An 11,659-nucleotide genomic window follows, 5' to 3' on the forward strand; every position below is an offset into this window, starting at 1 on the left:
TCACAGCCCAGGATCGCTCCTGCCGAATGGCTGGTGATGGCCCTAATCCCTGCCAGCCGGCAGAACCTGCTTCGAAATCGCGGACCGTGCGTTGGTCCCGGGCAAGAAGGAGAAGGTCATGTCCCAGGAAGTACCTACAGCCCCAGAACCTGCCAGCTTTGCCGATCTGCCTATCCAGCCGACCGGATCGGGCGTGCAGGATCTCGAGATCGCCTATGAGCAGATGGAACTGGCCAGCGGCGATGCCGCATCGGCGGACGAAGCGCTGGGCCAAGGTGCCGATGGCATGTCCCCCGGCGATGACACCGTGATGCCTATCGAGGACGAAGAAGCCGCGATCATTAGCGCCGCCCATCCGAGCTGACCACGCAGCGGTTTCGCTGTCTTTCACCCTATGGCCATGTCGCGCCGACGCTGGTCATAGGGTTCCACTGATCCTAAACCGCTTCCGCTTGCAAGGGAGACGCAGATGGGAAGCCGGCCTCTGACAGACGATCAAGCCATCATGGAGTCGGACGCCCTCATCATCGTCGATCCGCAAATGGATTTCTGTCCCGGCGGTCGATTGGCCGTAGCGGGTGGCGACGAAATCATGGCGGGCATCGACGCACTCGCCTCGCATTTTCGCCATGTCGTCATCACGCAGGACTGGCATCCTGCGGGCCATCTGTCTTTTGCAAGCAGCCATGCCGGTCGACAGCCCTTTGACAGGATTTCTATGCCTTATGGCGAACAGGTGTTGTGGCCTGATCACTGCATCCAGGGAACTACCGGGGCCGAATTCCATCCCGGCGTGCAAGGCGCAATCGACCGTGCCGACCTGATCATCCGAAAAGGCTGTAATCCGCAGGTCGATTCCTATTCGGCCTTCTACGAAAATGACCGGACGACGAAGACCGGGCTTGCGGGCTATCTCCGTGACAAGCAGGTCCGGCGATGCGTGTTTGTCGGGCTGGCCTATGACTTTTGCGTGGCCTGGTCGGCCCTGGATGCCCGGCGCGAAGGCTTTGAGGCCGTCATCCTGAAGGATCACACACGGGCGATCGGCATGCCGCTCGACAACGGCACAACGATCGACGAGGCGGAGGCTCGGTTCCGCGCGGCCGATGTCCGTTTCGTCTAGGACGCAGCGACATTCCGTGACGCCATACGCCCCGCCCCCGGTTCATCGGGCGGGTAGCTTGGTCCCCAGCAGCACCAGACGATCGCCGGTGATCCCGAACCAGTGCGGCACACCCGCTGGCAGCAGCACTACGTCGCCGGGCCGAAGCGGGTGCGTCGTTCCGCCCTCGATCCGCTCCCCCTCGATCAGATCGGCACGGTTTGTGACCGGGGCGACGAGGGTACCGCCCGAGATCAGCGTACCGGCACCTTCCAGCACGATGGCATATTCCGCCTCTGCCGGATGAACCGCCGGACGGCCGGGCTTTTTCCATATCTCGATCGCCGCGACGCGAGCGCCGTCGCGGACCAGCGGACGCCATGCGAAGCCCTGGCCCGGCTTCATATCGGCCAGCATCGCCGCGATCTGCCCGCGAACCTCCTTGGCGCTCGCAAAGTCGGAGGCCCCAGGACCGGTCGGAACGTCGCCCGATTGCGCCATCACGCTGATCGACGCCAGCAGCATCGAGGCGATGACAGCGGATATTTTCCTGATTGAAATCGGCATCTTACAACCTCTCCCTGTTATGGGATCGTTGTTGCACCAAGCGATGGTCGCGGCAACAGGTCCGCAGCCGAATTGCCATCCGTCAGTCGCGCGACGCAGCCGCCCGCCAATCGCGATAGCCGATGACCGCAAGGCCGATCATTACCGCATACAGCCCAGCGGTCAGCATCAGGCCCTTGAACAGGAACATGCCCACATAAACGATATCGACCGCGATCCAGAGCAGCCAATTCTCACGGTGCCGCCGCGCGGTCCAATATTGCGCGACCAGGCTGAAACTGCTGAGCGTCGCGTCCAGCCATGGCAGCGCCGCATCGGTGTGGCGACTGGTGAACCAGCCGATCGCCACCGCCCCCAGCGCGCCGATCGCTAGACCCGCCCCGGCTTTCGCGCGTGTCAAAGGCTTTACGACGACCGCGCCGGTGGCGTTCCGATTACGGTGCCAGACGATCCAGCCATAGACGATGCCGATGCCGAACACCGCCTGCAGCGCCATGTCGGCATAGAGCCGCACGTCGAGGAACAGCTTGAAGTAGAGCGCGCAGGCGACGAGGTTCAGCGGCCAGCAGAAGACGTTGCGCCGTGCCGTCAGCCAGATCGCCAGGAAGCTGATGGCGACCGCCGCGATTTCCAGTGCCGTCATGACAGGTTGAGCCCCGCGCGAAGGCAGGCGAGGAATTCCCGACCCGCGACCGATTGAAACCAGTCGGCATGGCCCAGAAGATACCCGTCCCATGCGATCAAGGCCGCATCGGGATCACCGACCGCCCCGGCAAAATAGTCGATCTCGGACAAGGCGAACTCGATATGCACCAGCGGCAGGAGCCGGACGATCGTCTCCTTCGCGACGGCATCGAGCGGGCGGATCGTTTCATATCCGGCGATCAGGGACAGCGCGGCCATGGGATCGGCGATATGGTCGTCCCGCCCCTCCCCCAGGTCCAACCAGGCAAAGGCCGTCCGCTCGATCGCGGTCGCCAGATCATGCGCCGCGCAGGTCCGGTCGGCCAGCCCGAAGTCGAACACGGTTTCGACCTGGCCGTCCGCTGCCCAAAACAGGTTGGAGGGATGCCAGTCATTATGGGTCCACAAGGGCTTTTGCAGGGCCAGCAAAGCCGCAATCCCTTCGCCCGACGTGGCAAATAGAGACGCCAAGCTCTTATGCCATGGCCGTTTTTCGAGAAACGCCCCGAGCGCAGGCCGGGCATCGACATAGGCCTGAGCCGCCGCTATCGGATCGACGGCGGACAGGATCGAGAGGCTGCCGACCAGAGGCTGCACGATGCGCGCTGGAGCGGCATAACCTTCGGAAGCGCGATGCAACCGCGCGAGTGCGACCCCGGCGGCATGGGCATGGCCATGGGACTGAAAGGGCGTCCAGGACAAACAGTCCCGATACAGATCCTCTCCAGGCGCCCGCCGGTGAAGCTCATAGGTCCAGTCACCCCGCGAGATCGCACTCGTCCCTTCGCCGGTGCGCAACAGGTCCGGCACGGGCATTCCGGCGGCGGCGAGATGGGCGATGAAACCGTGCTCCTCCGCCAGTCCCGCCACGCTCCGCACCCGGCGATCATGCCGCTTCAGCAGCAGCGCGTCGCCGCCGGTATGGATCAGCGTCGCAGCGGAAAAGGGACGCGGCGAATGCCAGTGCAGCGCTTCGATGGCGGGTGCATCCGGAAAGCACGCCAGCACCGCCGCCGCTTCGTCGGGTGTGATGGCGGGCCAGGTGGGGGCTTCCATCGCCAGTCCCATGCCGTGCACGCGGTGTGCCTCGCCCGGATCGCCTGCCCCGCTCATCCTCAGAAGGCGCGCGACACGGTGGCGACCACCGCCGCACCGCCGCCGACATAATAGCCCGGCGCATTGCCCGTAATGACCGTGCCACCGCGCCCGATCGTATCGCGAGCGTTGGTGGTCACCGCCTGGACACCCGCCAGGACACGCGGATTGGTGACGTTGATTGCGTTCAGTCGCAAATCGGTCCGCTTGCCGTCGAGCCAATCGGCCAGATGCACGCCGACCGCGAGGTCCAGCGTCGCATAGCCGAGAATGCTCTCGTCATTCATGAAGGTGGCATATTGGCGGCCGACATATTTGCCCGCGATGCTGCCGAACAACAGCCCATCGTCATAGGTGCCGCCGCCGCCGATCTGGAAGGTCGGGCTCGACACCGCCCGCTTGCCCCGCGTCGGCAGAAAGTCCGTGCCCACCGGCAGATCGTCGTCGATCCGCGCACGCAAATATTCGCCCGAGACATAGACGCTGACGCCCTTGGCGGGGCGATAGTCGATCTCGCCATCGACACCGTAAGAGGTCTGCCCCCCGGCATTCAGCGTCGAATTGACCAACGCACCACCATTATCGATCACGGTCGCCAGCTGGCGGTTGCGGAACTTGTAGTGGAAGCCGGTCACGGACGCCGACAGGCTGGGGCCGATATAGCGATAGCCCAGTTCCTGCGACACCGAATATTCGTTCTTCAGCGCATCCGTGCCGCGCGTCGTGACGACGCCGCCATAATAGCTGTCGTAGAGCGTGAATTCGTTGGGCGTTCGGAAATTGGTGGTGACGTTGGCGAACAGCTGCTGCCGGTCGTCGATCGCGTAGTGGACGGCAGCACGCGGCAGGGCGACGAAGCTGTTGCGGCGGACCGCGCTCTGCGGCCCCGGCAGATAGTTGCGGCCGTTGCGCAGCAGGTTGACGCCCTTGAAGCCGATATCGACCGTCAGGCGCGGGGTCAGCGCGATGCTGTCGGCGAGGAACACGCTCTTCGTCACGGTGACGGTACGCTGGTTCTCATAGGCGAGCAGACGGCCGTCGGCGGTGCGGATCGCCCGGCTGCGATAGCCCCAGCGGTCGGCGGGGCGACCGTCCGCATCGACCGACGTATAGGTCTGCGTCACCCGGTCGGTGCCGTAATCGAACCACAACCCCGCCGTCAGCCGGTGGATGCCCGCCTGCAAAGTCAGCTTGGCGACCTGCCCGGCCCGCATCTGGTCGCCGGTATAGTTGCCCAGCACCGTCGCCACGCCGTCCACCGCCCCGGGCAAGGTGATCGGCTGGGTCAGTTCCTCATTGCCCAGGAAGTTGCCGGTCGTCGCCAGCTGCGTGCCATAAGGCGAATTGCCATAACCGAACTGGAGATAGCTCGTGCTATCGAAGGTCAGCCGGTCCGACAGCACCAGATGCACCGGTGCCGAGGCATAGAGATTGCGGAACGGCGCGCGGTACAGTTCCCAGTAATTGGTATCGCCCGGCCTATAGCGCGCGTCGTAATTGAACCGGCGCCCTTGCGTCTGCCACTCCGCCAGCGTCGGGCTGGGGTAAGCGGAGGAATTGGCGTCGTTGTACGACAGCGCCAGGCTGGCCCGGTTGCCATTGCCCCACTCACGCAGCAGCTTGGCATCGACATGCTGGCGCGTGTCATATCCCGCCCCCCGCCAATTGTCCGCGCGTGTGTTGGAATAGGAGACGAACGCCTTCAGGCCCGTGCTCCCGATCTCCCCCGTATCGACCCGGACGAAGACACGGCGCATGGCATAGGAACCGAGCGCCAGGTCGGCGAGCATTTGCCGGGTCGCCTTGGGATCGTCGAGGCTCAGCGACAGCAAACCGCCCGCCCCCACGACGGTCGGCGCATCGAGATCCACCGATCCCGGCGACAGCGCGATGCGACGTAGATTCTCCGTATCGGCGAATTGCGACGGATAGGCGTAATAATAGCCGATATCATTTTGCGGCGCGCCCTCCATCAGCACCCCGATCTCGTCCTGCCCCAGGCCGCGCAGCGTCAGGCTGGAACTGGTCGACAGGCCGTAAGGGTCGCTGGAGGCGACGTTTGCGCCGGGCAGCAGGTTGACCAGCTGGAAGGCGTTCTGGGTCGGCGCCTGCTTGACGATGAAGTCGGTCGCGACCTCGCTGACCGCATGGGGCGCGGTCTGATCGGGCAGCAGGCCTTCGGGATCGCGGTGGCCGATCACGCGGATATCCGCAGGGGCATCGGGGGCTTGCTGCGCCAACGCGGTCACCGGCCACGCGGCGGACAGCATCAGGGCACCAAGGCGGATCATCGTCTGATCGCGCGAAATCACAACCGGCATCGTCTCTTCGTCCACTTCACGGAGGGACGACGGAAGAGCCGCGTACCCTCCCTACGCCGGTATGACCCGGATCAGGTTCAGCGGGTCATGGGCTGCTGCCCATCTCTCAACCGCGCATCAGCGGCCCCCCGGGGATGGCGCCGTCTAGGCGGTTATGCGCCGCATGCAAATGCTTATCGCCTCTGGCCTTGCCGCAAACCCCGAAAGGACTGGCAGGCCCGACGCGCCCGTGGCACATGATCCGCCATTCATCATAAGGGGTTACGAATGCGCGCTGGTGCCTGCCTGATCGCTCTGCTGCTTGCCACCACTGCCCATGCGCAGACGCCCGGCACCACCTATCACCGCGCACCCGATGCCATCGCCAAGGCGCTGGAAAACCCGCCGACCCCGGCCGTCGCGGTCAGTCCCGACCACCGCACGCTCGCGATCCTGGGGCGGGAGAACCTGCCGACGATCGCCAATCTGTCGAAGCCGATCCTGCGCCTCGGCGGCTATCGCATCGATCCCGCGACCAACGGCCAGGCCGAGGTCCGCGTCCAATGGCTGAACGCGCTGAGCTTCAAGGACATCGGCAGCGGCCGGACCGTCGCGGTCCAGTTGCCCAGCGGAATGCGCTTCGCGTCGCCGGACTGGTCGCCCGACGGCAGCCGCCTCGCCTTCTATGCGCAGGATACGGACGGCCTGTCGCTCTGGGTCGCCGAGCGCGATGGCCGGGCGCGGGCGGTCGCACGGGGGCTGAACGGCGCCTTCGGCACGCCGTTCGTCTGGATGCCGGACAGCCGGTCGCTGGTCGCCTATACGGTTCCCGCCGGGCGTGGGTCTCCGCCCGCCGCCGCGACGACGCCGACCGGGCCGATCGTGCAGGAAAGCAGCGGCCGGACGTCGGCCGCGCGCACCTATGAAGATCTCCTCGGCGACGCGCATGACGAGGCGCTGTTCGACCATTATTTCACCGGACAGCTCGTCCGCATCGGCTTGGACGACACCGCCCGGCCGATCGGCACGCCCGGCCTGATCCGTGATTTCAGCGTCTCGCCCGATGGCCGCTACCTGCTGACCGAGCGGCTGAAGCGGCCCTATTCCTATCTGCTGCCCGCCCGTTTCTTTCCGACCGAGATCGCGGTCTCGACCATCGACGGCCAGCCGGTGAAGACGCTCGTCGACCGCCCGCTGGCCGACGACCTGCCGGTCGATTTCGATGCGACGGTAAAGGGCCCGCGTGAGGCGGAATGGCGGTCCGACGCGCCCGCGACCCTGGTCTGGGCCGAGGCGCTGGACGGCGGCAACCCGCGCGTGAAGATCGCCTTCCACGACAAGGTCATGATGCAGGCCGCGCCCTTCGACGCCCCGCCGATCGAACTGGCCCAGACCCCGGCGCGCTATGCGACGACGATGTGGGGCGATGACGGCTTTGCCATGGTCGTCGACCGTGAATGGCGCAGCCGCACCGAACACCGTCTGGCCGTCGCGCCGTCGCGGCCGGGGCAGAGCCGGATGCTGCTGACCCGCAATTATCAGGATCAATATGGCGATCCGGGCCGCCCGATCCTGGAGGAGAATGCGGCGGGCAAGCCGGTGATGCGCTTCACTCCCGAACATGACGGCATCTATGTCACCGGCGAGGGCGCGACCAAGGCGGGGGCTTTCCCGTTCCTCGCCACCATGACGCTGGCCGGTGGCGAGCAGAAGCGGCTTTGGACTGCCAAGGCCCCCTATTACGAACCGGTCGTCGCGATGCTCGACGACAAGGGCCAGCGCATCCTGACCCGGCGGGAGAGCGCGACGCTCGCCCCCAATTACGTGATCCGTACCGTCAAGGGCGGCGGGGCGAAGGCGATCACTGCCTTTGCCGACCCCGCCCCCGTCTTCGCGGGCGTTACCCAGCGGACGATCACCTATAGTCGCGCCGATGGCGTGCCGCTGTCGGCTACCCTCTATCTGCCCGCCGGTTACGATGCGAAGCGCGACGGGCCGCTGCCGACGTTGCTCTGGGCCTATCCGGCCGAATATACCGACGCCAAGGTTGCCGGACAGACGGTCGACCAGGGCAATCGCTTCGTGCGGCCGCGAGGGATCAGCCACCTGTTCCTGCTGACCCAGGGCTATGCGATCCTCGACAATCCGGCGATGCCGATCATCGGCGAGGGCGGCGCGGAGGCGAACGACACCTATGTCAAACAGCTGCGCGAGGATGCGCAGGCGGCGGTCGACGCGGTGGTGAAGCTGGGCGTCGCCGACCGGACCCGCATGGCGGTCGGCGGGCATAGCTATGGCGCGTTCATGACCGCCAATCTGCTGGCCCATACCGATCTGTTCCGCGCCGGGATCGCACGGTCAGGGGCCTATAACCGCACCCTGACCCCGTTCGGCTTCCAGGCCGAGCAGCGCACCTATTGGCAGGCGACGCCGACCTATACCGAGATGAGCCCCTTCACCTATGCCGACCGGATCAAGGCGCCCATCCTGCTCATCCATGGCGGTGCCGACGACAATAGCGGCACCTTCCCCATTCAGTCGGAACGCATGTACGCCGCGCTGAAGGGCAATGGCGCGACCGTCCGCTATGTCGTCCTGCCGAACGAACCGCACGGCTATCGCGCGCTGGAATCGACCGAGGAGACACTGTGGCAGATGACCGATTGGCTCGACCGCTACGTCAAGCCGAAGCAGCCTGTGGCGGCTGACTGACGGGCATTCATGGTGCGTGGTCATACGGGCCTTTGACCATCGGCCTTCCAAACGCACGCCTCCCTCGCCCCTCACAGAGGGGAGAGGGCAGGTATTTACACGGACGATCCGCATCATATGCCCGCTTGCCCAGCAACCACTTTGTCGCCTAGCTTCCCGTAAATAACTTTATAACGGGGAAAAACGGCATGGATCGTCGCAACTTCATTATGTCCGGCGCGGCCACCGCCGGGCTGACCATGTTGCCCGCGCGGTCCGCCTTCGCGCAGGCGTCCGGTGATGCGCGATTGAATACCGCCTTCGATCAGGTCCTGGCGGAGACGGTGCGCGAGTCGCCCGAATTCGCGACCTCGCTGGGTCTGGACACCGGCCGGAATGCCGACCTTCGCCACCAGCTGGGCGACAACAGCTATGGCGCGATCGCCAAGAACCTGGCCCGCAGCCACAAGGCGCTTGCGCTCGTCACCGCCGTCGACCCCGCCGCGCTGTCGCCCCAGGCGCGGATCGATCGTGAGGTCGTGCTCTACAACATCAAATCGAACATGATCGGCCCGGAGCAGTTCGGCCTGTCCTCGCCCCAGGGCCCCTATCCGATCTCGCAGCAGGACGGCGTGTATTTCTCGCTGCCCGACTTCCTGGCCTCGACCCATCCGGTGAAGACCGTGGACGATGCCGAGGCCTATCTCGACCGGCTCGCGTTGATGGGGCGTCAGCTCGACAACGAAACCGACGTACAGCGGCGTGAAGCCGCCAAGGGCCGCCTGGCGCCCGACTTCTCGCTCGACCTCGCGCTGGGGCAGATGGCGAAGCTGCGGTCGCCCGCCGCCGCCGACAGCCAGCTGGTCCAGGCGCTGACCCGCCGCACCGACGCGGCGAATATCGGCGGCGACTGGAAGGCGCGCGCGACCCGGATCGTGGCGGAACAGGTCTATCCCGCGCTCGACCGCCAGATCGCCCTGCTGCGCTCGCTGCGCCCCTCGGCCCGCAGTGCCGCGGGCATCTGGGCGCTACCCGATGGCGAGGCCATGTATGCTGCGGCGCTCGCACAGGCGACCACCACCACCCTGTCACCCGATGCGGTGCATCGCATGGGCCTGCAACAGGTCGCCGAGCTCACCGCGCAGCTCGACACGATCCTGCGCGGCCAGGGTCTGACCCAAGGCAGCGTCGGTGCGCGCCTCGATCAGCTCAACCGCCAGCCTGCGCAGCTATACGCCGATGACGACGCTGGGCGCGCCGAACTGCTCGCCAGCCTCAACGCCAGCGTGAAGGCGATGCAGGCCCGCCTGCCCCAGGCGTTCACGAACCCGCCCAATGCCGCGCTGGAAATCCGCCGCGTCGCGCCCGAAATCCAGGACGGCGCACCCAACGGCTATTATTTCCGCGCCCCGCTCGATGGTTCGCGTGCGGCCATCTATTGGATCAACCTCAAGAACGTCCACGACTGGCCCAAATACACGCTGCCCAGCCTGACCTATCATGAGGGCGTTCCGGGCCATCACCTTCAGATTTCGACCGCCCAGCGCGCGCCGACCCATCCGCTGCGCAAGATCGCCTTTTTCAATGCCTATCTCGAAGGCTGGGCGCTTTATGCCGAGCAACTGGCCGACGAGCTGGGCGGCTATGCCTCACCCGTTGAGCGCGCGGGCTATCTTCAGTCCTTCCTGTTCCGCGCCGCACGACTGGTGGTCGATACAGGCATCCATACCAAGCGCTGGACGCACGACCAGGCGACCAGATATCTTGTCGACACGGTCGGCTTCGCCCCCGGCCGTTCGCAGCGCGAGGTTGAGCGCTACTGCGTCTCGCCCGGCCAAGCCTGCAGCTACAAGATCGGCCATGCCGCCTGGCTGCGGGCCCGCGAAAAGGCCAGGGCGATCGCTGGCAGCCGTTTCGACCTGAAGCATTTCCACGACGTGCTGGAAGCGGGCGCGATGCCGCTGTCGATGCTCGAGCGTATCGTCGAGGAACGGGCGCGCTCGGTCTGACGCCGCGCGTCAGTCCACCTCGCGCGCGATCGGGTAGCGAAGCGGATAGGGATGCCCCGGCCCGGCCTCGGCATAAAGCCAGGCCAGCCGGGCGTCCGCGTCGGCGGCGAAGGCGGGCTCTTCCTTGATCTTCTGCTCAAAGCGACGCTTCACATCGGCATCGGTGTCTAGAAGTCGCTCTCCCAGAGCGGCGAGCACATAGGCGTCGGTATTGGGCGCCGGTGCCAGCATCTCCGGGAAAAAGCCCCAGGCCAGGAACGAGTCCTGGCTTTCGGGTTCCAACAGGGCGGCGGCCAGCAAGCCCAGCGGCTGGTCGGCCCGAACACGGACACTGCCCGCCGGCATCTCCTGCTCGATACTGGCATGGGCGAAGCGTGCGGTGATCGGATAGCGTCCCTCATTGGGCTGGGACAGCTTCGGGTCGATCAGTTGGACCCGGTCGAGCTTGCGGATCTGCGGCGTTTGCGTCGTCTCGAACCGGATGCCGTGCAGGCGGAGCCGTTCGATCACCTCGGTCTGCTCGGGCGGGATCCACCAGGCCTTGGGCAGGCGAACGGTTTCGACCGGCTGCTGCCCGATGATCGGCATCCGGAAGGTGATCGGCTTGCCCAGCCAACGCTGCTCGTCGCGCCCGGAGGCGGGTGATCGATAGGTGTCGAATGCGACGCCCTTGAAATTCTCGATCCAGCCGATCGGCGCGGCGGCGGGCTTCCACCGCGTCAGCAACTCGGTGGGGCGGCTCGCCCGGTCGGCGGCCTTGGCCTGGGCGATACGGGCGCGATCGGTGGCGGCGACCTTCAGCGCGGCTTCCAGCAGGACATAGGTCCCAAGAACGCGCTGACGATAGGGTTTGAGCATATGGTTCTCGACCAGCACGGTCGGCATGCCGATGAAATCGCCATATCCGGTCGAATAGCGCGGCCCTTCGGGGCTGTAGCGTATGCCCTTTTCCGGATGTCGCGTATCGATCGGGCTGGGATAGATGATCGGAATATGCCCCGCCGCCGTCAGCGCGGTCGAAACCGCCGGACCGAAGCGACCCTCCAGCCAGTCGGCAGTGGCACGGTGCCGCGCATAGGTGCCCCAACCGGCATAGGTGAAGGTCACGTCATACTGTGTAGCGCGACATCGTCGGTGACTGGTCAGCGACATTGATGGTGATGTGTCAGCGGTGACGTTGGGGATAGTGTCACACGAGGTTGGCCTGGATC

General features: G+C 65.6%; 9 protein-coding genes and 1 riboswitch. Of the genes, 4 read left to right on the plus strand and 5 right to left on the minus strand.

From position 1 onward, the window contains the following. The first annotated feature begins 118 nt into the window (after positions 1-118). Both GGQ89_RS16310 and pncA read left to right on the plus strand, forming a co-directional pair. Positions 119-364: a hypothetical protein gene (locus GGQ89_RS16310; RefSeq protein WP_184106459.1), complete on the plus strand. Its 246-nt coding sequence runs from the start codon at positions 119-121 to the stop codon at positions 362-364. Between the two features lie 141 nt (positions 365-505). Beyond that, complete coding sequence (pncA, locus tag GGQ89_RS16315) at positions 506-1,123, plus strand: bifunctional nicotinamidase/pyrazinamidase (protein WP_184106449.1); 618 nt, start codon at positions 506-508, stop codon at positions 1,121-1,123. 42 nt (positions 1,124-1,165) lie between these two features. Here pncA and GGQ89_RS16320 read toward each other — a convergent pair whose 3' ends face one another. The 4 genes from GGQ89_RS16320 to GGQ89_RS16335 form a co-directional block, all read right to left on the minus strand. Beyond that, positions 1,166-1,627, minus strand: coding sequence for a cupin domain-containing protein (locus GGQ89_RS16320; protein ID WP_244955802.1), 462 nt, complete (start codon positions 1,625-1,627; stop codon positions 1,166-1,168). A 124-nt stretch (positions 1,628-1,751) separates the two neighbouring features. Then, positions 1,752-2,312, minus strand: a complete 561-nt coding sequence (pnuC, locus tag GGQ89_RS16325) for a nicotinamide riboside transporter PnuC (RefSeq protein WP_184106451.1) — start codon at positions 2,310-2,312, stop codon at positions 1,752-1,754. Next, positions 2,309-3,466: a phosphotransferase enzyme family protein gene (locus GGQ89_RS16330; protein ID WP_240456415.1), complete on the minus strand. Its 1,158-nt coding sequence runs from the start codon at positions 3,464-3,466 to the stop codon at positions 2,309-2,311. Before GGQ89_RS16330 ends, pnuC begins: the two co-directional genes overlap by 4 nt. Before the next feature lie 2 nt (positions 3,467-3,468). Next, entirely contained in the window at positions 3,469-5,739 is a 2,271-nt protein-coding gene (locus tag GGQ89_RS16335; RefSeq protein WP_184106452.1) for a TonB-dependent receptor, read from the minus strand. 61 nt (positions 5,740-5,800) lie between these two features. Then, positions 5,801-5,910, minus strand: a riboswitch (TPP riboswitch). A 126-nt stretch (positions 5,911-6,036) separates the two neighbouring features. Between GGQ89_RS16335 and GGQ89_RS16340 the strand changes: the two genes are divergently transcribed. Then, the gene (locus GGQ89_RS16340; RefSeq protein WP_184106453.1) at positions 6,037-8,460 is read left to right on the plus strand and encodes a S9 family peptidase; all 2,424 of its coding nucleotides are present in this window, start codon (positions 6,037-6,039) and stop codon (positions 8,458-8,460) included. A 188-nt stretch (positions 8,461-8,648) separates the two neighbouring features. Next, a complete protein-coding gene (locus GGQ89_RS16345; protein WP_184106454.1) occupies positions 8,649-10,448 on the plus strand; it encodes a DUF885 domain-containing protein in 1,800 nt (599 codons plus the stop codon). A gap of 9 nt (positions 10,449-10,457) precedes the next feature. On the opposite strand, the gene GGQ89_RS16350 is transcribed toward GGQ89_RS16345, so the two are convergent. Next, positions 10,458-11,555: a M14 family metallopeptidase gene (locus GGQ89_RS16350; protein ID WP_338112302.1), complete on the minus strand. Its 1,098-nt coding sequence runs from the start codon at positions 11,553-11,555 to the stop codon at positions 10,458-10,460. Between the last annotated feature and the right edge of the window lie 104 nt (positions 11,556-11,659).

The sequence above is a fragment of the Sphingomonas yabuuchiae genome (genome assembly GCF_014199595.1).
GTDB lineage: Bacteria > Pseudomonadota > Alphaproteobacteria > Sphingomonadales > Sphingomonadaceae > Sphingomonas > Sphingomonas yabuuchiae.